The organism is Hahella sp. HNIBRBA332, from assembly GCF_030719035.1.
Lineage (GTDB): Bacteria > Pseudomonadota > Gammaproteobacteria > Pseudomonadales > Oleiphilaceae > Hahella.
The window spans coordinates 1,611,801-1,634,987 of record NZ_CP132203.1 but is presented as its reverse complement, the minus strand read 5'-3'; the positions used below and the strand labels follow the sequence as shown (position 1 = coordinate 1,634,987).

Here is a 23,187-nt window from a genome sequence, read left to right as displayed (position 1 = left end):
GGAGCACCAGACGGAATAAGCATCTCAACATTTAACCACTTGACCATGGAGCAGGCGACCAACTTCATAAGACTCAACACCCCATAAGGATTATCAAAAAAAGACAATACCATTCCTTTCTACAATCTGTTTTTCTAGGAGGTTACTGGCTGCCAATAAGTCAATCGAGAGCAGGCAATAATTCCGCCACAATGCTCTTCCAAATAGTTCTTGGCAGCTTTCTTACATTTTTTCAGTAGTTATCCATAACTTGTCACACGTAGCATAATGGAATATCAAATAAATGAAAAAAACGATCAAAAAATCCTCATGGGATGCTGTAATAGATACAGATATCTGTGATGCCTACAATAATGCAGACCTCACAATTCAACTCCGTTTAGGCTTCAAACAAATCAACCCGTCCGGCGGCGCAGCAACAGGCACATACAATGACTACGGCGATAAAAGCGCCACCGCTCGTAAAATTGTAAAATGGTCAAGCTCAGAGTGGCTCTCATGGAAAGCCAACTTTGTAAGCTCAGCTAAGAATTTCTGGCATGGAAAGTTTTGGCTAGTAAATAATTTTTCTGAGTTTGAGTACGTTGATGCAGGAATAAAATATTTACCTAACATTTGGTGTCGCTTGGAACTATATGGCGATGACTATTCCCCCGCAAAAAAATTTCACCATGTAATTGAGGTTGTCAGATTGGATAAATCTGAAACGTGGTTTGGATCTCACTCAAAGCTGTATGATAGCCTTGACACAAATTCTGTTCAAAAAGGTACTGACAGCAAGGGCAATCCTATTATGCAACGAGCTCACGTCCATGAAATCGGCCATCTACTTGGCTTAGGACATGTAGACATAGGGAAAAAACATTGCCCTTCTTCAGGTAATACAAACCTCGGGCCTTGTTACGGTGTTGCCGACACGGATAAGTACTCCGTAATGGGCCAAGGTATGGAACTTCGAGATCGACATGCTAACCCATGGAGACGGGCAATAATTGATTTTACCAAAAAGGGTAATATGACGAATGCGGCTGACTGGGCTCCGAAGAGAAAAAGACACTACCCAAGAACGCTTCCAGAAGCAGCCTCAAACGCTCATATCACTGTTAAGCCAAAGCGTAAGTAACTTCACTACACTAAAAAGAAATCCAATGAAACCAACATTACAAAAGAAGCCGATGAAGACTGCGTGTCTAGCGCTATCATTATCAACATTATTTGGCTGCACACATGCAGTCGCTGGAGGACAGAATACAATGGAAAACAATAAACTTTGTGCTAATACACCCACTAAAAAGTCTCAAGAAGTTTTGCAAGTAATACTAAAAGACATCGGCGAGAACTACTCTCATGCAGGGGGTGGAGGAATAACTGAAATAAAACTAACCACATCAAACACTTACACAATATCAATTGCCCAAGAAGAGCGAATTGATAGAATAAGTTATGAATTTAGCGTTAACGACAAGTGCGATGTGAAGATACTGAAACGTGAACTATCTGCTGAAAGCCCCTGGGAAAAAAAGTAGGTTTGCACATGCTACGGCTGACCGCTAGCGTGAAAAATTGACGGCATACCTCATCGTGAATGAATAGTTGCTTTCATGCATCAATCTATCTGCCCCCTCATCCTCCCAACATAGCCAGATGAGACATCACGCCAGTGAAGCCTTCATGCAGGGAGTGGCCCGACACTTTTCCTTCTACAGCGCGGCGGATGGCGGCGACGGTTCCTACTACGTCGCCGTTGCGGAGGTGGTCACGGAGGGTGACGCCAGCTTCCGCGAACAAACATAAGTGGAGTTTGCCTTGGGAGGAGACGCGCAGTCGGTTGCAGGTAGCGCAGAAGTCTTTGCTGTAGGGCATGATCAGGCCGATGCGGCCGCGGTAGTCCGGGTGCTGATATTCCTGCGCGGGACCGGCGTCAATGTCTTTGGGGACCAGCGTCCAGCCCTGCTGCTCTAATCGCTCTGCGATTTCCGCACCCGATATATGATTGGCGCGAAAGAACACGGCATTGTCGCCAGTTTGCATCAGCTCAATGAAACGCACCGCTACAGGCTTGTCCTTCACCCACTCCAGAAACGGCTCCAGTTGGTCGCCATTGTAATCCCGCAGCAGCACAGAGTTGAGTTTGACCTGCATTCCCCCCAATTCCAGCGCACGATCCACGCCATGGAGCACTGCATGCAATCGGTCATGGCCGGTAATAGCGTGAAAGCGTTGTGGGTCAAGGCTGTCCACACTCACATTCAGTGCGCTCAATCCAGCCTGCGCCCAAACGTCGACCTGCTTGCGCAGGTTATAGCCATTGGTAGTCAAGGCGACTTTGCGTATACCCTCAGTTTGCGCGCAGGCGTTGATGATTTGAGGCAAGTCACGGCGAATAGCTGGCTCTCCCCCCGTGATGCGCACTTTGCGGGTTCCCAAGGCGGCGAAGGCGGTAGTGAGAGTCTGAATTTCGCTTACAGTTAACGGCAGTGTCTCCGTCTTACATTGATAGCCGTCCGGCAAACAGTAATTGCAGCGGAAGTTGCAGATGTCTGTGATAGATAGACGCAAATAGTGCAACCGCCTACCGAACCGGTCCTGCAATACGGAGCTTTCCTGTTTAGGTGCTACCAGCTCGTCCTTCACAGGCGTAACGCGCAGACGGGCTTTGAAAGAGGCGGAAGCATTCATTGTGAGTCCAGCCCGGCTTGCGCCATGGCGATCTGAACCTGTTCGACGACAGTCTCCAGATCGCCTTCAGAGCAATCCTCGCCGTAGCGTTTCCGATAACCCTGCTCATCCAGACGCACATAGACCTTTGGCGTCACATTCACGTTGTTCAGGCATTGCTTGACGCAGCCGAGCAAACAGCCGTCTACGGCGATGATGGGGCGTCCGCTGCAGGCGACTTTGACCAGGGATTTCACGCCGCCGCCAACGCCGGAGATACAGGACATTTCCGCTAAGCCCCGACGGTCCATCGCCACAGCGGCATTGTTGGCCAACTGCGCAACGTTAGAGCAGCCGGAGCAGGCGTAAATCAGGGGGAGATCGGTGCGGCGGTTCAAAACGGCTTACCTCGGTCAGTGATCAGACAGCCCCATTGTAGGAGGCTTGCCTCCAGCGATCCCTTGACCCTCGTCAAATGCCCTCGCCGCACCGCAAGGGCATTGGTGGTACCTATTTATTGGTAATCCGTAGCCCACCCAGCTCTTTTTCAGATCCTGATCTGGTCGCCTTGCTCCCTGTTGAGCTCATCAACGTACGCCCGTTTAAGACCATTACAACGGCGTCGCCAATAAACTGGCGCCGCGATACCCGGTAGCGTCAGCGATTTTCTCTTTGATATGTCGCGCCACAGCGTCTGTCGCCGGGTTGAATAGACCGCACTTCTGCAAGGCTTCTCGTTTGCCAATGGAGCGTCCCAGGTATTCCAACACCACCTTCACGCACACCGGTTCACGCCTGTCGCTGGCGGAGACCCCCAGCTTCAGACCGGACAGATAGCTCACCCTGCTCTTATAGGTTGGATAAAGAATCGTCTGTGCAATCTCATTGTGGGTCAGGGTTTCGTATCCCACCAGAAAGATACGCTCGGAGAGAAACATGGCCGTTCCTTCATAGCGAGACTTGTATTTCTCCTCCTTGTTGGGCGGACGCATGCGCTCCAGGCGACGGAAGTAATAATCGTTCCCGCTCATATCAATCTGCAGCAGGCTGCGAATAATCTGATCCGGAAATGTCATGGAGAAATGGTATTCGTAATAGTAGCCCAGATACTTATCCAGTCGCCCTTCCGATTGCTTCTGTAAAAGCTCCAGTTTCTCCGTATAAGGCTTTTCCGACGCACGTGCGCGCCTTTCATCAGTAACGCAGGATTGAGCCACTTGCATGAAACGGTCATGCGGCAGGGCCAGCTCATGGGGCTCCACGCCAAAGAAGTCGCAGATTTTACGTAAAACGAAGCGCGAGGGCTGGCTGGTTCCGTTCAGATATTTATTGAATTGGGCGCGGTGGATCTCCATGCGCCGACAGACTTCGGCGGTGGATTTATAGTGGCTGCACAGCAATTTCAGGTTGCTGCAGAAGTCCTCGGTCATGTTATTCCTAGCGGTTCCCGTTCGCCGCTCACCAGCGTCATAAGTCTATAGATGACACTGGCGAAACGATCAATTCGGTTCTTAATATATTGATATAACCGCTAATTTTAGCTGGGAATAACCGGAGCGCCTACTCTTGGCGACACAGAAAGCTCTTCATTCTGCTCTTCGCTCTCGTCTCGCGTGGAGGGCGCCCAGGCGGAATGATCAATATCCAGGTCAGCGAACTTGTCTGGATCGAATACCGGACTCTTCACCCCGGATTGAATCTGCTCGTCATAGTCGCGAAGCAGGCGCAACCCGACTTTCAGCAACATAAACAACGCCACCAGATTCACCAGCGCCAGCAGACCCATGGTGATATCAGCGAAAGCAAACACCGCCGCCAGGTTCTGCAAGGCGCCCCACATCACCAGTCCCAGCGTAAACATACGGTAGATGGCGACGGCTTTCTCATTAGATGAGTTCAGATATCTGAGGCTGTTTTCTCCCAGATAATAGTTGTAAATGATGGAGGTGAAGGCGAACAACATCAGCGCCAGACTGATCAGCCCGCGTCCCAACTCTCCCATCTGCTTGGCCAGCGCCAATTGGGTCAACTCAACGCCGTTCAAAACGCCGCCCAGATCCAGAGAGTTGGACATGAGGATGATCATAGCGGTGCAGGTGCACAACACCATGGTATCCATGAACACGCTGAACGCCTGCACAATACCCTGGTCCGCCGGGTGCCCTACTTTGGCCGCCGCGGATACGTTAGGCGCGCTGCCCAAACCTGCCTCATTAGAGAACATACCCTGCTTCACGCCCATCATGATGGCGATGCCGATCAATCCGGAAAACGCTGGCTCCAGCGCAAACGCGCTCTTGAAGATCAGCAGGAAGGTCGCCGGCGCCGCATGATAATTCATGCCGATGACATACAGTCCAATACCGAAATACGCCACCACCATAATCGGCACAATAACTTCCGCCACCTCAGCGATGCGACGCACGCCGCCGAAAATAATCAGCCCAATGAAAACCACCAGCACAGAACCGGTAATCGGCGTGGCGATGCCAAAAGTATGTTTAAGCGTGGACGCAACGGTATGCGCCTGCAAAGCGTTAAAGGCAAAACCGAAAGTCACCAGCAACAATACGGAAAACAGAACGGCGAGCCATTTGAGGCCCAGGCCACGATGTATGTAATAGGCGGGACCGCCGCGGAAGCTGCCATCAGAGTCTTTGCGTTTGAACAGCTGCGCCAGTGAACACTCAAAAAAGCTGAGCCCCATGCCGATCAAGCCGATCAGCCACATCCAGAACACGGCGCCCGGACCACCCAAGGCGATAGCAATGGCGACGCCAGCGATATTGCCCGCCCCCACTCGACCGGCGAGAGTCAGGGATAACGCCTGGAATGAGTTGATTTGATCCGGAGATTCTTTCATCGAACGGCGGACGAGACGAAACATCCGACCGAAATAGCGGAACTGTACGAAGCGCGAGGTAATGGTGAGCAATAATCCCAGCGCGATGAGGACGGCGACAAGCACCTTGCCCCATATTAATTGAGTCAGGAAATCCAACATCTCAACCCTCTTTTATTTTTATATTGGAGTCTCGAAAGATTGAATGAATAGTCCAGTTAAACACCTGAGTTTTATAATTTCTGCATTAGATTTGTACACAGAGCCAACCTGCGCGCCGAGTCCGGGTTCCCCATGAAAATGACACCGAATTCAAGTCGCTGATCGAGTGACGAAAACAGGCTTTAGGCAGGTCGTGAATTTTGCTGTATATACGTGTTTATTGCAATTTCGCTGACAGGCGCAAAATGAAGCTAGTTGATGCTACCCAGACGCCAACTCGATAAAATCCTCCATTTTTTGGCGAAGACTACGACTAATGTCGCCGGTTAATCGCTAAAAAACCCGGAAAACACCCTATTTGTCGGGCTTCGGAGGGCGGAGATGGAAGAGTAAAACTTTGAAAAATGTGCGTTTGTGAGTAGTTGTAGTGTAAAGTGTAGGGATTATTGACGCCAGCTAACGCGGCACACCCTGCTAAAAAACTGACGCAGTGCAAAGAGGCAATCTAACAGTATGCACTTGCAAGGTGATTTACACGACACTTTCTCGTTCCTTGCAGGTAACCAAACGGCCTGTATTGCCAATTAACTTTTCTTTGATTTCTTCGGATGATGACTGCTTAGCAGCCTGCAGTTCTGACGGGGTGATACCGACAACCTGTATCAAATCGACACTGCCCGATTTTATGGAAAAGCGGCTGGGAAAGTGCACAGGTTGGATAAACATCATCGTTTTAACTGATTCAGACAAAACCAACGGCACTCGGTCTCCGTAGTACAGCGGTGGAAAATCCCCCATTCGACCAGCTGCTAGCAGTAAGTTATAGCCCATTAGAGTTTGGAGAACTTCAACCGCCCATAGCTCTTCATTTTCCGTTTCCATTAGAAACTCAACGCCAAGCCCGGAGTATTCTTCTCGTTTATCTGTCTCCCAAGGGTTAGACATTCCTGAGGTAACATAAGCCCACGTATCTCTATCTCGTGCTGGCGGGCACTTAAAAACTCCATGAGAGAGCCAGCGTGGGTCAACACTATTAGCGTTCAGCCCATTTAATATCTCAACAGATAACGGGTATATCCCTGGTCCAATATTCCCAAATATCTCCTTATACAAAATCTCTTCCCTTTCTTCCCATGACTCCTCAAGGAAACTCATACGCCCTCCACTCTATATCCCTCAACTACCTGCACAGCAACCTGTTAAAAGGCTACTCCTCATACGTTTCAATAGTAGGATCACACGGAGACAAGAGGTTATCCTTCACTCTAATAACCTTGCCTCTCGCCATTCGCCACACCTGGAACTCGTTGCCGTAATCTGGACTTTCTTGATCTCTGACATATAAAAGCCCATGCGAGCCTTTGGCAATTTCGCCAATGCGTATAAACAATTCGAGCACCCATGCTTGATAGTGGTTTCTATCACCGTCAAACCTTACATAGGACGAACCATTTTGGTAAAAGAGTTCAACCCTTGACATATTATCTCTATATTTTTCAACCAATAGCTGAATTTCACGGCAGTTTTTCTCGCGAAGAGCTAAATCGTCTTCAATCTCGCAAGCGCCTTCCCAAACAGTAACCCAACCGTGATACTCGAACATTTTTAATTTTCCAGAGCATTCCTAATATTTTAAACATAATATAAATTGGTAAAATAAATTTACATAATACCAAACATCATCAATGAAGCTAAAAAAAGAAGGAATATAATATCATTACGAATAGACGTCCGGCACTTTTCCATATTCTTCAAAAACTCTCTTCTTTCTAGCGAAGCCAACTGAGATACAGTCACCTTGAAGTCCCTTCGCAAAGCTAAAAGCTCCCGTTCAGAATTGGAGGATTCAATTCTCTCACTGATACTCGCAACCAGCTTCCTAAGCCTCTTGAGATCAGGGTGTTCGTTATTCTCCCTAATTTTTTCAAAAATAAATCTTTGAAATTGCTCGTAAGTCTCATTTCTTCCAAAGAAAGTCAGAGTTAATTTTCTATTTTTTTGCTTAAAACGCTGATACTGGAACATGCGGCTCTTACCATCACTAAAAGTTAAGACAGCAGTTCCATCTCTCTCTCGCAAGTCTTTAACCTCTTCCCATCGGTAGTATTTCCCCTTACACCACATACCACTTTTATCAAGTGTAAAAAGATCAAAATAAAAGAAAAACAATCGGTACTGAAATACTCCTTCCATACTTCAAATCACTTACTTATATACAGCATACACCGTTCCCTTAAAGTTAGGGTTAGCATAAAAAATGCGCCAATTCTGCTGACCTTTTTATACGTTATCAAGATTAATAAAAGCATCCCGCTTCCAATAAAAATTCAGCGCAAAATATAAGTCACTATCAGCGTAATCCTTTTTCTGCGCCTCTAGATTTAACAAGATATCTTCCAACTGATCTTTACAAAAGAGACAAGACAAGCCACTTCCCTCTAGAAGTACATCTCGTTGATCCTGCTCTTCAACACTTAAATCAATATCCTCATCTACGATATAGCAGATGGTTTCTGGCGTAAGTGCTTTAGTTTCGCTTGGTATCCATAGCCAAATTTCACGAGACATCTCATGAAAGTTTTTCATCCACCAAGCTAGTGGTTTTGACTCAAACTCAACTTTCATTGCGACTTTGGACAAGATAAATTAATGGCCTCATGCGTGCTTTTACTCCCCTTAGTCCGACTTCTCGTATCCAAGCTGGGTCATACCCAATACCTACCAGATCCTCGCAGAAAGATTCCAAAGCCCATGTAATCTCACCACAACCATCAGGGTGAGAAGTTGCGCACCTTAACGCCCCTTTAACGTATGGACTAATATTCTGAGACCCTTGGTCAATATCTTCGTCTCCATATAATAGGCTAAAAACTAAAGAAAAATTCTTCTCCGATGGTTCATCAATCCAAGCTTCAAGTACTTTAATAGCGTATTCGTCGTCCGGAAAGCTATCCAGCCCACCCGAACACGTAATTACCCTTTTAACAATTGAGAGAGATGATCTGATCCTGCCCACAAAGATTAGACACGTCATTAAGCGACTTTCGATGCTTCATAACTCTCTGGGCTGAGATACCCATTTGCGCTATGAAGGCGGGTCCGATTGTAATCCACTTCGATATACTCAAACACGGCTTCACGCATTTCTTGTCGGGTTGCGTACCGCTCTCCGTGAATCGCTTCCACTTTCAGGGAGTGAAAGAAGCTTTCCACACAGGCATTGTCATAGCAATTACCTTTGCCGCTCATGCTGCAACGAAGCCCATGCGCCTGAATCAACGTCTGATAGGCTTCTGAGCAATATTGGGAACCTCGATCTGAATGGACGATCACCCCTTTGGGCTGACGTCGACGCCACAACGCCATGCGCAAGGCGTCGCAGACCAGCTCCGATTTCATTCGCTTGCTCATCGCCCAGCCTATGACTTTACGGCTGAACAGGTCCAGCACGACGGCTAGATACAGCCAACCTTCTTCCGTCCACAAATAGGGGTGAGTAGGCCGGCGGACTCTCACCGCCAGCCCCTCGCAGAACCGTACATGACACTCTCGCGTCATACGGCTCCCATCATTCGGCCTTTTGCTTGGTTACTCCAGTGCACGAAGGCATGCGGGTAACGTTGTTTCAGTGTATCAAGGTATCGCCATGCTCTGGTTTTGCGCCTTGCGAAGGATTTGAACTTGCGCATTAGCCACCGAACCAGATATCCATCGAAGCCCTTACCAACAGCCTCCAGCTTTGAACGATAGAACCGTCCATAGTATTGCCACCACCCTCTCAGTACAGGGTTAAACATACGTGATAAATCCATCAGCGACTTGTCGTTCTTTAACTGCAAGCGCCAACTACGGATTTTCCGCCGCATGTCTTTCAAGGCTGCTGGACTGACTGCCGGTAAGAAGTTGACGTAAACGCGCCCGTATTTGTCCACTGCTTTTCGAGGACGAAAACTGTAACCCAGAAAGCTGAACTCAATGCTCTCGTGATTGGTCGTACGATTGACATCCTTACAATACACAATGCGCGTTTTCCCCGGATGGATCTGCAAGCCACAGTCAACCAATCGCCGACTGACTTGGGCAAGCACCCATTCAGCTTGACGCTGGCTTTTGCAGTGGATCACACCATCATCCGCATAGCGACACAATCGCACGCTTCGACAGCGCTCTTTGATCCAACGATCCAGTGCGTAGTGCAGAAACAGGTTGGCTAGCACCGGACTGATCACACCCCCTTGAGGGGTACCCCGATCGCGTTGCTGTTCTTGCCCATCTGGACCTACCATCGGCGCTTTTAACCAGCGCTCAATGTAGAGCGCCACCCAAGGTATCTGACAGTGGCGTCTCACCGCACGCATCAGCAGGTCATGGTCGATATTATCGAACAACCCTTTGATATCAAACTCAATCACCCAATCATACTCCCAGCATCGCCGCCGCACCGTCGTCAGCGCATCATGCGCTGAACGATTGGGCCTATAGCCGTAGGAGTTTTCATGGAAGATCGGCTCTACCAGGGGTTCAAAAATCTTCTTCGCCACTGTCTGCGCGATACGATCCGATACCGTCGGGATACCCAGAACACGCTCGCCGCCGCTCTTCTTTGGGATCGCGACACCCCTGACCGCCGGAGGAAAATAGCTCCCCGACGACAGGCGATTCCAGATCCGATAAAGGTTCGGCCCCAAACGCTGCTCAAACTGCTGCAGCGACTGTCCATCGACTCCCGCTACTCCTCGGTTCGCTCTAACATCTTTGAACGCCTCCCAAACTAGAGACTTCTCAATCACAAATGGCTTTGCCTTACTCATCAGTTCATCCTGCTCGCGCAGTTGACCAACAAGCTCGGCTGAATGACGCCGCCCCTTCGCTCCACGGCCATTACAGCCCCTTCAATGCTACTACGAGCGGCTCCGCCCCTTGATGACACATCGGTACTATCGGCCTCGCCTTGTGAGCTTGTGCTTTTCCCTTGGCATTGCCATCGAAGGTTCCCGCAGTTCCATGAGAGAGCCCAAAACAGGATCACGCCGCCTCTCTGCCGGATACCATGCGGCCCATCAACAGGCACTGTCCGCACTGATCCCGGAGCAACATCACTCCCCGGTTTTGGTATCATCTGAGTGGTTTCGACAATTGAACGGCGGTTCACGGTTGTTCGTCTTCCTGTTTCACACCTGACGCCTTATTGGCGCCTTTTCCTTATCGCTCACGACCACGGCTTTTGGCCATCGCCGCATAAGGTGGTTTGTCATCAGCACCTGTATGCCGATGACGAGGGGTCACAATCCCTCATCTCTCCCGCAGCTTGCTGCGGCACACTGATGTCACCCGCCCATTTTTGATTTATCTCCGTTGCATTAAAGTCCTGCTGAAGAAGGTTTTCCGCCACAGGCAGGCTATGCCTGGAGTGAGTGGTGGCCTTAAACTTTCTGGCGGCTTTCGCTCTCAAGCCCAAGCGTTGCATGCTTCTGGCCACCGTTTTACGGTTAGCATGGACTCCCTGTTGCGCCAAGTCTTTGGTCAGCCGAGGCGCCCCATTACGCTTTTTAGCTTTATCAAAAGCGGCCCCAACCTGGATGTCCAGGGATTGCTGACGCTGTCGTCGCAGAGAAGGGGCTTTCTGTCGATGGAGCCAAACGTAGTAGCCGCTTCTTGAGACCTGAAGCGCTCTCGCCATGCAAGTGACGCGGAAAAGGCTCGTGTGAGAGTGCATAAAGGCGTACCTCACTTCACACTTTTGGCGAAGTACGCCGCCGCTTTTTTTAACACGGCAAGCTCTTCCGCCTGTTCAGCCAACTGACGCTTCAGGCGGGCGTTTTCCTGGGCCAGTTGCTGTTCCGTTTCGCCACGATCCTGCGCCAGTCGGGCTTTACTGCGCCAATTGTAAAGTTGTGACTCGTGCAGACCCAATTGCCTTGCGGCGGCGCTCACGCCGATACGTTGAGCTAACGCCAGGGCTTCCGCCTTGTACTCGTCGGAATAACGTTGGCGAGATTTGGAGTTTGATGTTTTCTGTTTGGTCATAGTTCACCTCTGTAGCGTAGTGTACTCGCTTAACAGGGTGTCTATCATTGGTGGGTAGGATCAAGAAGCACAGACAGCAAGAGTAATACCTATCGAGCAATTTTTTGCGCGATCTAGGAGACTGTAATTTAATTTGTGTATCTGCCTATCACTAGTACCCTATAGCGGGGTTAAGGATAGGTAGACAATGAACCAGAAAGAATTAGAAGCATTTGCCCGTGAGGCAGCCAAATCTCTGAAAACAGAAAAGGATCTCAACGAGTTCCGTCAGATGCTCACCAAGGCGACCGTGGAAGCCGCGCTCAATGCAGAGCTGGATGTGCATCTGGGATACGAGAAACATCAATCTTCAAATTCAGACAATAGCCGTAACGGCTATTCCAGCAAGACCCTCCGTACCGAGGACGGTCAGTTTGAAGTTAATACTCCCAGAGATCGTCAGGGCAGCTTTGAGCCTCTACTGGTCAAGAAGCAGCAGACCCGCTTCACCACCATGGACGACAAGATTCTCAGCCTCTACGCCAAAGGCATGAGCACCCGAGAGATCGTGGCCACCTTTAAGGAAATGTATGGCGCGGATGTCTCTCCCACCTTAATCTCCAAAGTCACGGATGCCGTGATTGAGCGGGTGGTGGAATGGCAGTCTCGTCCTCTGGATGCGGTTTATCCCATCGTATACCTGGACTGTATTGTGGTGAAGATCCGCCAGGATAAGCAGGTGATCAACAAGGCGATCTATCTTGCCTTGGGAGTGAATCTGGAAGGTCACAAAGAACTGTTAGGGATGTGGATCTCTGAAACCGAAGGGGCGAAGTTCTGGCTTAATGTGCTGACCGAGTTACAGAACCGGGGCGTGAAGGACATTCTGATCGCCTGTGTGGATGGTCTGAAGGGTTTCCCCGAAGCGATCAATACCGTGTATCCCCAAACCCGGATACAGCTCTGTATCGTGCACATGGTGCGCAATGCGGTGAAGTATGTGCCATGGAAAGACTATAAGCCGGTCACAACAGATCTGAAGCGGATCTACCAATCGGCCACCGAAGAGGAAGCCCTCTCAGAGCTGGACAAATTTGCCGAACGATGGGATGAGAAATATCCCCAGATCAGCCGATCCTGGCGGCTTCACTGGGAGAATCTCAACACTCTGTTCCGCTACCCGGAAGACATTCGCAGGGCCATCTACACGACCAATGCCATTGAGTCCCTTAACAGCGTCATTAGGAAAGTGATCAAGAAACGGAAGCTGTTCCCCACGGATGATTCCGCGAGAAAGGTGGTGTATCTGGCGATCATGGATGCGTCGAAGAAATGGACGATGCCGATCAGGAATTGGAAGTCAGCGCTGAACCGATTTATGATCGAGTTCGAAGATCGCTTAACGGAGTATCTTTAATAACCAGGCAGATACACAGAATTATTTACAGGGTCCGATCTAGAGCATCACACCAATTTACAGACTCTTCATTGCTATCTATCAATTCAACAATCTTAGGATTTTCTTTTGGGTCCCATACCCATCTTTTCGGCATTAGTCTTTTAGCCCCCTTCAACATAATTTAATATATTTCTGAAAACCATGGGGGCAATCTCGATAAATTCCTCCCCCCTTATTCATCACCAACATGGTCGACACAACACCATACACATGCACATGCACATGCACGTCCATACAGGGCATTCTTCGAACCATCCATTCCTTATTAAAAAGAAATCGTTATATTTACAAAATCAATACCACAATAATGGCAATATCCGCAGCATAATAAATTCTATCACTGCGCCATGAATCATTTTGCGCACTGCATAGCTTCTTGTGCACTTTTATTAATAGATAACGAAATACTTTTCACCATGCAGCCAGCCAAAAAGCCCATCTTCATATAGTTATCCATATTTGATACCAAAGGGCTTTCCGCCAGCTTATTCTTACACAATGCCTCTGCTTCTGAAAATTCTGCATCACACCTAACAGTATCAACTCCTAAGCAACTCGTAAAAGCTGGATCATTACACCGTTCATATTTTGAAGTAAAATGCGCCGCATCTGTAGCACAACCACAAACAGCCAGAGAAATTAATAGAAGAATAAGATTTTTCATTTGCACCCTATGATTCAAAGAGAACAGATTTCAGTATATTTCTTACGCCGAATCGAATGCGCCATGTCCAGCCTTAAACCATCTGCCCAGGGAATAGTTCTCCAAATTAAGCGAATTGCTCGCTTCATTCTGGTTGCTCCTACTACTGCGAGCATATAGCCCCCTGAGACCAATCACATTGCTCATATTTTGGAGAGTTATTTATATAGGTTAATTCACAAAACGCTTAAAATCTTCGTTGTTGTCTACCCAGAAACAATACTTAGCGTATCGCTTGACAACAGATTCAATTATTGGCGACAGATACTCATATACTTCCGGACTGATTTCCCGACTCATATTCCCTGGCTCCAACCAGCCATGTGTAGACTGCCCTTGCTTAAGCTCTTTAGGTAAGTTTCGAATATCTATCCCCCACCGTCCAGGGGAAAGGCGGTATATAGCCCCACAAATAATCACTTCCGAAGTTAGAGTTTTTACCCACATAAACCAATCAGGCACCAATGGAAAAAGCTGCCTGTCAACGACAACGCCTCCGCTCCGTATAATTTCCCTGGCTATTTCTTCAAACAGCTCGTTCATTAATCTGTCGGTATCATCCACTTTTTCATCGATACCAAACACATATACTTTACGCATACTCATGATTAGATAAAAATTAATCTTTTTGAACATCTCAATACTTGAGAGGCACCAACGTGATTTAGAAGAGGCCCGCATATTCCAATAGAAAAGGTTTTCCTAACTTCTCCTCTGTTGCCAGCCACTATTCCTCTCTTATACTTAGCCTTCTAAAACATCCCCCGTAAAAGGCATATATTAACTCCCATCTCATTTACGCCATTAGGGATGATCGCGAAGTCTTTTAAGCGCCTTTTCTTCTATTTTTCTAATTTTTTCCCTAGTAATTTCAAACTGACAGTCAACAATATTCGTACGATTATTACCAAATAGATCCGTTATGAATTTTTCACGAAGAATCTTAAGCTCCCTTACTGACATGTTTTCAAGCATATCCTCAGTAACTCCTTTAAGCCCAGCATCTATTAACTGCTCAGCCAACTCTTTTCCTTTATCGTTTTTATCGCTCATGAAAAACCTTTAGCAAAAAACTTGGGACAACCACTGCGAAAGTTGACCACGCAACCATCGAATGTGCTGTCTCCACTAACACAAACGCCATAATCCAATAGATGCCCATTACCATCTATTGGCGCATAATACTTACACTCCGAACAAGACCCGCCACACGGTTGCCTCTCTGGAACGCCCCATCTTGCAGCAGCAGCCTCTGCAATTAGAAAAGCCTCTTTTTCTTCCTCTGTTAGATATGGTGTTGCATTTTCATCGCTTAGCTTGCCGTCGACAGACGAAATCCACTCTCCAGTTAGGAGCCTGATTGACCACATAGGATCACCGGTAACCATTATCATGGATCTTAGACAGCTTTTATCAGAGAAAACAACTTCCAGCTCAGGTACATTACCACTGATTTCTATGCTCTCTATACGGCAATGCATTAAAGATTGAATACCGCGAGTGACTTCAACATTTGAATTTGAACTCCCAAACAATATTCTACCCTCTCGCTCGACCCTCCAGTCCCATTCAATCGCAATACAAGCCTCGCCTTTTTCCTTTAGCCCCCGCTTTGTTTTAACTGAAGACAATGTCCCAAGCTCAAGAAAAATAGCCGATCCATATCCTTTCCAAGGCAAGGAAACTTCCAAGCCTATTAATTTCTGTATTTCTGCCTTAAACTCCATAGCGCCCTACGATTACTGGAATACCTAACATTTGGCTCATCAAGCTAATTTTTGATGGCGGCCTTTCAGGTTTTTTACAAAAGAGGTGGCTTCGAAAATATTTCCGCCCCAGCCGTTTTGTGTGTGAACGTCAAAATCACCTAGGAGCTGTGCATTCTCTGGAGCATAATCAGTATATTCCATATAGAAAATGCAGGACCGTAGGGCTCTGGAGATACAAATATTTCATTGCCGCTGGATAGTTTAATGACTAGCCGAGAAAGGTCGGCCTTGTCTTCATCCTCAATGATTGGCGCATCGCGAATCTCTTCGATGTCTTCGTAGCTAAGTGTGGTCTCTTGTCCATTACTCTTAACCGCTGCGCCTCGGGTGCATAAAACAATCAAGTCAGCTTCGCTACTGGAAGATATCAGGATCGGCTTACCAAGCTCTTTGGGCAGATGGATTTGAGGCGCATTTTTAACATCCGCCCAAAAATGAGTGCTCTGCTTTGGTATTCCGTGTTCACGCGCTCTCCACCTTATTCTATTTTCGATGAACTCATCCGTTTTCATATGACGCAATCATCCGTACTGATACGCTGCAGATAGCGCCATAATGCAAAAATAAGGTGACAGCCTCACCCAAGCCATCATGCTTTGACTCATCAGGCGCAAGCCAAGTTGTACTCACTTTCAGCTAGCTCTACGAGCTTCCAGTCAAACTTTGTCGTAATCAGTGTGAGCGACATACCGCCATACAAATGCACCTCCCACACAGGGTCTTCATCTTGTAGATCATTCATTCTATGTTGAACTGAAGGCGTTATTTTACTTTTGGTTGTTTCTTTTACACGGGTTTCCAGGACGACAAATAGATCATTTTTCGATGCGTCATCGTCAAGCTCCGCGTCCATGTAAACGACCTGGCCACATTCAAAAACCACCTTCCAATACTTATCGTTCATGGTTCCATAAACCAGTATATCCAGGGTAACTTTTGGAAAGGCGCTAAAGTCAATACGCATATCAGCGTTGTCTAAAAGTGTTTCACATACCTGCTTCAGATTCATACACAGTGCGCCCAATGTCGAATTGCAGCGCAGTTTCCCCCTAACGATGCGTTGTTAAGCCTTAACTTGCTGAATAATTTTGCGAATTTCATTAAATTTCGTGTCTTTCTTTGATTCAAGTAATTCAAGAAACTGTAGTACATCAAGCCCATCGTATTCTCTTCCGGGGCGCTCAATCTTTATATCAAGGCTCGCGCCGGCGTCCAGTAATACTTTTAAATACTTTGCATTACGAAAGAGAATCGCCTCGTGGACCGGAGCCATACCATCGGTTAGCTTATTAACGTCTTCACCACGCGAGATAAAATAGCTCAACAGGCGATAACCACGCTCTGTTTGCACAGGTCCATGCGTATCCAGTGCACGACCAACCCAGGTAATTAGAGAGGTATTACAAATTTCTATTATTTCAGAAATGCTCGAGCACCTTCTGTAGGGATACTCGAAATTTTCCAATAAGAGCAAGGCGATTTCTGGATTAATAAACAGTCCGTCGTTGCTATACGGATTAAATGTCATTTCATTCGGGTTGAGAGTGGCAAGTATAACCAGACCATGTGCGTCCGACGCCAACTTCCAGGTTCGGCTGATACATGGAAGCAAGCTTAAAACAAATATAAGTATGATTGTAATTGAGACTTTTTTCTTCATCTCGACTGTCTACAAAAGGCTATTCAAACTCGCTTGGGTTTGGCGTCCCAAATTCTATTAAGCCCAGTTCCGACCTCCCTGCAACCAGACATCCCCAGCAGGGCTGGCGATCCACGCGTTCACTCAACCCTCCAAGAATACCGCAAATTTGCTGTTCAATTCCCTCCAATCTCAATCATCCAACAGAAAGTTATGCTCCCTCGCTTCCCGCACCCGGCGTCGGCTGCGCTCATTACGGATGGCTGCGTACATGGCCACCATGCAGGCGGCCAATACGCCGTAGAGCACCATGAAGCTGGCGGAGTGAACGCCTAGCGCTTCAACCGCCAGGGCGAAGGCGATGGGCAGGGTGAAACCGCCAGCGGCGCCGAGTGTGGCGACGGTTCCGCCGACGCTGCCCATATGGTCGGGGAAGTAGTCATGGATGATTTTGTAGACCGAAGCGCGGCCGAAGCCCTGCGCCACGCCAATAATCAGCATCAGTAGAGTGAACACCCATACGTTGACGCGAATTTCCAGTTGCACATCCCGATCAACGCCATGAATAGTCATGCTAGTAGGCGGATAACTTAGAAAGAACAAGCACACCAAGCAGATCCAGAACACGCTCCAGTTCACCGCCCTGCCCCCATAGCGGTCTGCGAACCAGCCTCCCAGCGCCCGCACCATGCTGGAAGTGGTGACGAATAGCAGCGTCAGCAGCATGGCGTTCTGTAAAGACAGCCCATACGCATTGACGTAGTAGTGCGGCAACCACATCAACAACGCCAGGAAGCTGCCGAATACGAAGTAGTAATACAGGCTGAAGCGCCACACCTGGGGATCTTTCAGCGGCTGTAGATGATACGCCAGATCCGCACGCCGCCGGGTTTGCATGTAGCGGGTGTCCTCCGGCGCCAGCGCCCAGAACAACACCAGGGTGACAAGCATCCCCAGCCCATAGGCGGGTCCGATTAACTCAGCGCTCCATACCCGCTCAATAACCGGGGCTAGCGCCAGGGTCACCGCCGCGCCGGCGTTGCCTGCGCCGAACACGCCCATGGCGAAGCCCTGACGGCGACTTTCAAACCAAGCGGTGACGTAGCGAATGCCAATAGTGAAAGATACGCCGGAGACGCCCAACCATAATCCCGCCAGTAGATATCCTTGGTAGCTGGAAATCAGCGGCAACATAAACAGCGCCGGCGGCAGCAGCGCCATCTGCCAGATAAACAACTTCCGGCAGGACATCACCTCGCTCAGCATGCCTGCGGGAAAGCGCAGCAACGCGCCGCTGAACATCGGCGCCGCCAGCAACAATCCGAACTGGACGATGCTGAGGTCAAGTTGCTCTCGAATGCGCAGCCCCAGCACCGCATACAGCGTCCATACCGAAAAGTTGGCGGCGAACGCCAGCGTCGCCGCGGCGAGCGCGCGTTGTCCCAGTTTTTCGGTATAGAGCATTGGCGTTTTCCTCATGCAGCAGTTTGCGCCGAGTTTTATCGGCCTTTGTTGCAAGAATACTGGTTAAAAACGCCAAGAAGACCCTTCTTACCCAAATAAACCACGCCCTCTCCTGTGCTGGCGTTTGGCTACCTACTTATAGGTAGATTTTTCCTGAATCCCTCATAAACACCGCAAAAACAGGCCCCGCAGAGGCTATCTCTTTGGAGGTAGCGCCCTTCGCCACGACCGAACCGGCCACTGAAGCAATTTGATACCGGTCAATTCGATTGGACCGCACAGATGAAATATTGCAGTCATCCATGGTCCCTAACGAAAGCCAATGCTTTCCCATGTCCTTTCCAACCCTATGCGAAGGGGAGATGTATGAGTACTGACAGCAAACTCAATTTATTCAACTTCAGCGACGGCAAGATAAAGACGCTCCATATCACTTGGTTCGCGTTTTTCCTGACCTTTGTGGTGTGGTTCAGCCATGCGCCTTTGATGGTATTCATTAAAGAGGCGCTGGATCTGAGCAGCCAGCAGATCAAAGCCCTTCTGATTCTCAACGTCGCGCTGACGATTCCGGCGCGGATCCTGATCGGCATTCTGGTCGACAAGTACGGTCCACGATTGGTTTATAGCGGCTTGCTGATCTCCTCTTCATTCATCTGCGCCGGCTTCGCCATGGCGGACACCTATGAGTCCCTGGCCTTGTTCCGTTTCCTGCTCGGCTTCGTCGGCGCAGGCTTCGTGATCGGCATTCGCATGGTAGGTGAATGGTTTCCCGCCAAACAGGTTGGCATCGCTGAAGGCATCTACGGCGGCTGGGGCAACTTCGGATCCGCCGCCGGCGCCATGACGCTTCCCACACTCGCCCTGCTGTTCGGCGGCGATGACGGATGGCGCTACGCTCTGGGCCTGACTGGTGTACTCACCTTCCTCTACGGCATCATTTACTACAAAGTAGCCCGCAATACGCCCAAAGGCTCAACCTACTTCAAACCGAAAAAATCCGGCGGCCTGGAGGTCACCAGCAAAGGCGATTTTATCTTCTACCTGGTGATGAACGTGCCGATGTACCTGGCCCTGGCGGTACTGGCCTGGAAACTGTCTCCCGCCGGCGTCGCCCTGCTCACTGACAACACCATGTACATTTTATGGATCGCCCTGGTAATACTGTTCCTGTTCCAGACCAGCCAGATCTGGAAGGTCAACAAGGAAAACCTGACTCACGGCGCGCCAGAGTATGAACGCTACAAGTTCAAACAAGTGGCGCTGCTGGATCTGGCTTACTTCGTGACCTTTGGTTCAGAACTGGCGGTGGTGTCCATGCTGCCGCTATTCTTCCTGGAGACCTTTGATGGTCTGGATCCAGTCAAAGCAGGTCTGCTCGCTTCTGGTTTCGCGTTCATGAATCTGGTGGCCCGCCCCACCGGGGGACACTTCAGCGATAAGATCGGTCGTCGCAAGAGCATGATGTTGCTGATCGGCGGTCTGGCCGGAGGTTACTTCGTGCTCAGCATGATCGACGGTAGCTGGTGGCTGCCCCTCGCGGTGGCCGCCACCATGTGCTGCTCTTTCTTCGTGCAGGCCGGCGAAGGCGCGGTGTTCGCCATCGTACCTCTGGTCAAACGGCGCATGACCGGACAAATTGCAGGCATGGCCGGCGCTTACGGCAACGTGGGCGGAGTCGCCTACCTGACCGTACTCTCATTCGTCGATTACAGCACCTTCTTCCAGGTAATCGCCGTTTCCGCAGCGGTGGTGTTCGTCGCCTGCTGGTTCCTGGACGAGCCCAGCGGCCAAATCGCGGAAGTTATGCCTGACGGCACCGTGCATATGATCGATGTAAGCTGAGCCGTCATGAGTCAATCATGCCTCTGATCGTCCACTACGGCTCAATCACCGCCGCCGGCGTCAAAGCCCTAAATGAAGACGCAGTGGCGGTGTGCGTCCCATCACAGGAGCGACGCCTGCACAGCAAAGGCGTCGTCGCCGCACTGGCGGACGGAGTCAGCTCCGCGGAAGCCGGCAAGGAAGCCAGCGCAACAGCGGTGGACCTGTTCATCGCCGACTATCAGAAGACGCCGGACACCTGGGCGGTAAGTCACGCAGGACAGAAGATACTCTCCTCACTCAATCTCAGACTGTACCGCAAAAGCCAGGAGTTCGTGCATGAGGCCAAAGGCTATCTCTGCACCTTTTCCGCCTTGATTCTCAAATCCCGCACCGCGCATATTTTTCATGTGGGCGACAGCCGCATCTATCTGTTGCGTCATAGCGAACTGAGCCGCCTGACGCGGGACCACATCGTCAGTCTGGGAGGTGGTAGAAAGATGCTCTCCCGGGCGGTCGGCATGGATAACAATCTGCCCATTGATTACGGCAAGACCCCGCTGGAAATTGGCGATATTCTGATCCTCACTTCCGATGGCGTACATGATTTTCTCGACGACGATCAGATCAAACACATCGTCGATCATGCGCCCACCGCACAGGAGGCGGTGGATGAGTTGCTGCAACAGTCTTTGCAAGCCGGCAGTAACGATAACATCAGCGCTATCGTCCTGGCGGTGGATGATTTACCGGAAACCACGCTGGAAGATTACAGCAGCCAGTTAACCCGCCTGCCCTTTCCTCCGGAGTTGGAGCCCGGCATGACGCTGGACGGTCTTGTCGTCGAAGAAGAAATTTTCGCTTCCTCACGCAGTCAGTTGTATCTGGTGAGAGACCAGGACAGCGGCGAGCGCTGGGTAATGAAAACACCATCGCGCAACTATTTGGGCGACGTCAGCTACATCGACCGCTTCATTCAGGAAGAGTGGATCGGCAAACGCATCGACAATCCCCATGTGGTGCGCATCATTGAGCAGCCGCAACCGCGAACCTGCCTTTATTATTTGATGGAGCATGTGGAGGGAATCACGCTGCAGCAATGGATCAAGGAGCATCCATTTCCCAAGCCCAAAACCGCCTTTACGCTGATCGAGCAAATCGCCGACGGATTGTCCGCGCTGCATAACCAAGACACTATTCATCAGGATCTGAAACCAGCCAATATCATCATCAGTCCCGATAACCAGGCGACGATCATCGACTTCGGCTCCGTTTATGTGGCGGGGGTCGCCGAGGTTTTCCGTCCCCTGGAGCATGTCGCTGCGCTGGGCACCGCCTCCTATTCGGACCCGCTGTATCTGTTAGGCCAGAACACCGGCGCGCGGGGCGATCTCTACGCCCTGGCGACCATCGCCTACGAAATGTTCACAGGTGAACTGCCCTATGGCGACCCAATCAACGAATGTCGGTCTCGTTTTGATTATGATCGCCTACGTTATCGCTCCGCCATGCAGTTCAACCCGGTGATTCCACTTTGGTTCGACCGGGCGCTGCAAAAAGGCGTGGCGTTCGATCTGGATCAACGTTATCAGACCATGGACGCGTTGCTGCAAGATCTGAAGAACCCTAATCCGGCGTTCCTGCAAGACAATCCCCTGGAGATGGAAGATCGCAGCCCGGTCATGTTCTGGCAGATGCTGTCAGGATTCTGGGCGCTGATTTTGTTGCTGGTGTTGGTCCTGTTTTCCTGTCAGGGACCTTCGTGAACGCGCTCGCCATCCACTAGGCCGTTTTCCTTCAGGATCCGCTCGAACTCGCCATTCTCCTTGATAATGGCCAGCCCCCGATTGAAAGCGTCGATATATTGCTGGTGACGTGGATTTTCCAGGCCGCTGATAACGTACAGTTTGTTGGCGCTCAGGGGCGGCTCCACGAATTCCAACATCGGCAACAGCGCAGGCTCTTCCCGCTGGATGCGATAACGGGCCACCAGTTCATCTTCCAGAGTCAGATTGACCCGTCGCTGCGACAGCATCAAGACGCTTTGCATGAACTGAGTGACTTCCAGACGGGTAAAGTAATCGGCCTCCATGAAAGCGTCGTTGTAGGCGTACCCTCGCACTACGCCAATCACTCGGCCGCGCAGACTCTGCAACCCTTTATACTCGAACAGGTCGCCCTTGAGTTTGATGAATTTGACTTCGTTTATAAGATAAGGGGCGCTGTAGGCGAACAACGCTGAGCGCTCCTGACTCCACCACGCGTCCAGAATCAGATCGAAGGTTCCGCGCCGGGTTCCTTCCACCGCCCGCGCCCAAGGGACGATAAGCTGCTTTACCTTGTACCCCTGGGTGGCGAAAGCAGCATTGGCGATTTCAACAGAGACGCCGCCCTGGGGGTGTTCGGGATCAATAAAAGGTGGCCAGGGGTCTGCAGCAGCCTTGAGCTCAATCAGGTCCGCGGCGGCCGCCACTTTACCGCCCAATAGAGCGGCGAGAGCGATCAACAGCAGCAACGCCTTCGCCATTTTCGTTTGCTCCGCCATTAAGAAAACATTGCAAGGGAATGAAGTAAGTATGCATCAAAAACGAAAAAGCGCATCCAGATCAAGTTTCCGTTAAAAAACGCTAACTAGAGGATTTATATAGCGGTTTGTCCTAAGTC

Annotated in this window: 25 protein-coding genes and 1 pseudogene; 5 read left to right on the top strand and 21 right to left on the bottom strand. The window is 49.8% G+C overall.

Annotated elements, in window-relative coordinates:
- The first annotated feature begins 283 nt into the window (after positions 1-283).
- Entirely contained in the window at positions 284-1,123 is an 840-nt protein-coding gene (locus O5O45_RS07700; RefSeq protein WP_305904636.1) for a zinc metalloprotease, read from the top strand.
- A 25-nt stretch (positions 1,124-1,148) separates the two neighbouring features.
- The gene (locus O5O45_RS07695) at positions 1,149-1,526 is read left to right on the top strand and encodes a hypothetical protein (protein ID WP_305904635.1); all 378 of its coding nucleotides are present in this window, start codon (positions 1,149-1,151) and stop codon (positions 1,524-1,526) included.
- Positions 1,527-1,623: 97 nt separating this feature from the next.
- Here the strand turns inward: O5O45_RS07695 and moaA are convergent, their stop codons facing one another.
- From moaA to O5O45_RS31950, 12 genes and pseudogenes are all read right to left on the bottom strand, one after another.
- Positions 1,624-2,679 carry a GTP 3',8-cyclase MoaA gene (gene moaA / locus O5O45_RS07690; RefSeq protein ID WP_305904634.1) on the bottom strand — a complete coding sequence of 352 codons (1,056 nt, stop codon included), beginning with the start codon at positions 2,677-2,679 and terminating at the stop codon, positions 1,624-1,626.
- On the bottom strand, positions 2,676-3,056 hold the full coding sequence (locus O5O45_RS07685; RefSeq protein ID WP_305904633.1) for a putative zinc-binding protein: 381 nt from the start codon (positions 3,054-3,056) through the stop codon (positions 2,676-2,678). Before O5O45_RS07685 ends, moaA begins: the two co-directional genes overlap by 4 nt.
- Before the next feature lie 213 nt (positions 3,057-3,269).
- On the bottom strand, positions 3,270-4,088 hold the full coding sequence (locus O5O45_RS07680) for a helix-turn-helix domain-containing protein (protein WP_305904632.1): 819 nt from the start codon (positions 4,086-4,088) through the stop codon (positions 3,270-3,272).
- Between the two features lie 107 nt (positions 4,089-4,195).
- Positions 4,196-5,662, bottom strand: a complete 1,467-nt coding sequence (locus O5O45_RS07675) for an alanine/glycine:cation symporter family protein (protein ID WP_305904631.1) — start codon at positions 5,660-5,662, stop codon at positions 4,196-4,198.
- Between the two features lie 531 nt (positions 5,663-6,193).
- A complete protein-coding gene (locus tag O5O45_RS07670) occupies positions 6,194-6,817 on the bottom strand; it encodes a suppressor of fused domain protein (RefSeq protein ID WP_305904630.1) in 624 nt (207 codons plus the stop codon).
- 52 nt (positions 6,818-6,869) lie between these two features.
- Positions 6,870-7,265, bottom strand: a complete 396-nt coding sequence (locus O5O45_RS07665) for an Imm7 family immunity protein (protein WP_305904629.1) — start codon at positions 7,263-7,265, stop codon at positions 6,870-6,872.
- Positions 7,266-7,324: 59 nt separating this feature from the next.
- Positions 7,325-7,855: a hypothetical protein gene (locus O5O45_RS07660; RefSeq protein ID WP_305904628.1), complete on the bottom strand. Its 531-nt coding sequence runs from the start codon at positions 7,853-7,855 to the stop codon at positions 7,325-7,327.
- A gap of 87 nt (positions 7,856-7,942) precedes the next feature.
- Positions 7,943-8,287, bottom strand: a complete 345-nt coding sequence (locus tag O5O45_RS07655) for a DUF7716 domain-containing protein (RefSeq protein WP_305904627.1) — start codon at positions 8,285-8,287, stop codon at positions 7,943-7,945.
- A 408-nt stretch (positions 8,288-8,695) separates the two neighbouring features.
- Positions 8,696-9,151: pseudogene (locus O5O45_RS07650) on the bottom strand (IS3 family transposase); the annotation flags it as partial.
- A gap of 65 nt (positions 9,152-9,216) precedes the next feature.
- Positions 9,217-10,473: a group II intron reverse transcriptase/maturase gene (gene ltrA / locus O5O45_RS07645; protein ID WP_305902285.1), complete on the bottom strand. Its 1,257-nt coding sequence runs from the start codon at positions 10,471-10,473 to the stop codon at positions 9,217-9,219.
- A gap of 443 nt (positions 10,474-10,916) precedes the next feature.
- Complete coding sequence (locus tag O5O45_RS31955) at positions 10,917-11,378, bottom strand: IS3 family transposase (RefSeq protein ID WP_371747977.1); 462 nt, start codon at positions 11,376-11,378, stop codon at positions 10,917-10,919.
- Between the two features lie 11 nt (positions 11,379-11,389).
- Positions 11,390-11,689 carry a transposase gene (locus O5O45_RS31950; protein WP_371747976.1) on the bottom strand — a complete coding sequence of 100 codons (300 nt, stop codon included), beginning with the start codon at positions 11,687-11,689 and terminating at the stop codon, positions 11,390-11,392.
- A gap of 187 nt (positions 11,690-11,876) precedes the next feature.
- Between O5O45_RS31950 and O5O45_RS07635 the strand changes: the two genes are divergently transcribed.
- Positions 11,877-13,085 carry an IS256 family transposase gene (locus O5O45_RS07635; RefSeq protein WP_305900391.1) on the top strand — a complete coding sequence of 403 codons (1,209 nt, stop codon included), beginning with the start codon at positions 11,877-11,879 and terminating at the stop codon, positions 13,083-13,085.
- 394 nt (positions 13,086-13,479) lie between these two features.
- Here O5O45_RS07635 and O5O45_RS07630 read toward each other — a convergent pair whose 3' ends face one another.
- The 8 genes from O5O45_RS07630 to O5O45_RS07595 form a co-directional block, all read right to left on the bottom strand.
- Positions 13,480-13,791, bottom strand: a complete 312-nt coding sequence (locus tag O5O45_RS07630) for a hypothetical protein (RefSeq protein ID WP_305904626.1) — start codon at positions 13,789-13,791, stop codon at positions 13,480-13,482.
- A gap of 210 nt (positions 13,792-14,001) precedes the next feature.
- Positions 14,002-14,466, bottom strand: a complete 465-nt coding sequence (locus O5O45_RS07625) for a hypothetical protein (RefSeq protein ID WP_305904625.1) — start codon at positions 14,464-14,466, stop codon at positions 14,002-14,004.
- A gap of 168 nt (positions 14,467-14,634) precedes the next feature.
- Positions 14,635-14,883, bottom strand: a complete 249-nt coding sequence (locus tag O5O45_RS07620; protein WP_305904624.1) for a sigma-70 family RNA polymerase sigma factor — start codon at positions 14,881-14,883, stop codon at positions 14,635-14,637.
- A complete protein-coding gene (locus O5O45_RS07615) occupies positions 14,880-15,557 on the bottom strand; it encodes a hypothetical protein (protein ID WP_305904623.1) in 678 nt (225 codons plus the stop codon). The genes O5O45_RS07620 and O5O45_RS07615 overlap by 4 nt, the downstream gene beginning before the upstream one ends.
- A 140-nt stretch (positions 15,558-15,697) precedes the next feature.
- Positions 15,698-16,111 carry a hypothetical protein gene (locus tag O5O45_RS07610; RefSeq protein WP_305904622.1) on the bottom strand — a complete coding sequence of 138 codons (414 nt, stop codon included), beginning with the start codon at positions 16,109-16,111 and terminating at the stop codon, positions 15,698-15,700.
- Positions 16,112-16,203: 92 nt separating this feature from the next.
- The gene (locus O5O45_RS07605) at positions 16,204-16,608 is read right to left on the bottom strand and encodes a hypothetical protein (protein ID WP_305904621.1); all 405 of its coding nucleotides are present in this window, start codon (positions 16,606-16,608) and stop codon (positions 16,204-16,206) included.
- 54 nt (positions 16,609-16,662) lie between these two features.
- Positions 16,663-17,259 carry a hypothetical protein gene (locus O5O45_RS07600; RefSeq protein WP_305904620.1) on the bottom strand — a complete coding sequence of 199 codons (597 nt, stop codon included), beginning with the start codon at positions 17,257-17,259 and terminating at the stop codon, positions 16,663-16,665.
- A 171-nt stretch (positions 17,260-17,430) separates the two neighbouring features.
- The gene (locus O5O45_RS07595; protein WP_305904619.1) at positions 17,431-18,702 is read right to left on the bottom strand and encodes an MFS transporter; all 1,272 of its coding nucleotides are present in this window, start codon (positions 18,700-18,702) and stop codon (positions 17,431-17,433) included.
- Between the two features lie 366 nt (positions 18,703-19,068).
- On the opposite strand from O5O45_RS07595, the gene O5O45_RS07590 reads away from it, so the two are divergent.
- Together O5O45_RS07590 and O5O45_RS07585 are read left to right on the top strand one after the other, a co-directional pair.
- On the top strand, positions 19,069-20,544 hold the full coding sequence (locus tag O5O45_RS07590; protein ID WP_305904618.1) for a NarK family nitrate/nitrite MFS transporter: 1,476 nt from the start codon (positions 19,069-19,071) through the stop codon (positions 20,542-20,544).
- Between the two features lie 17 nt (positions 20,545-20,561).
- The gene (locus O5O45_RS07585; protein ID WP_305904617.1) at positions 20,562-22,289 is read left to right on the top strand and encodes a bifunctional protein-serine/threonine kinase/phosphatase; all 1,728 of its coding nucleotides are present in this window, start codon (positions 20,562-20,564) and stop codon (positions 22,287-22,289) included.
- Here O5O45_RS07585 and O5O45_RS07580 read toward each other — a convergent pair.
- Entirely contained in the window at positions 22,274-23,050 is a 777-nt protein-coding gene (locus O5O45_RS07580; protein ID WP_305904616.1) for a substrate-binding periplasmic protein, read from the bottom strand. The genes O5O45_RS07585 and O5O45_RS07580 overlap by 16 nt on opposite strands.
- Positions 23,051-23,187: the final 137 nt, after the last annotated feature.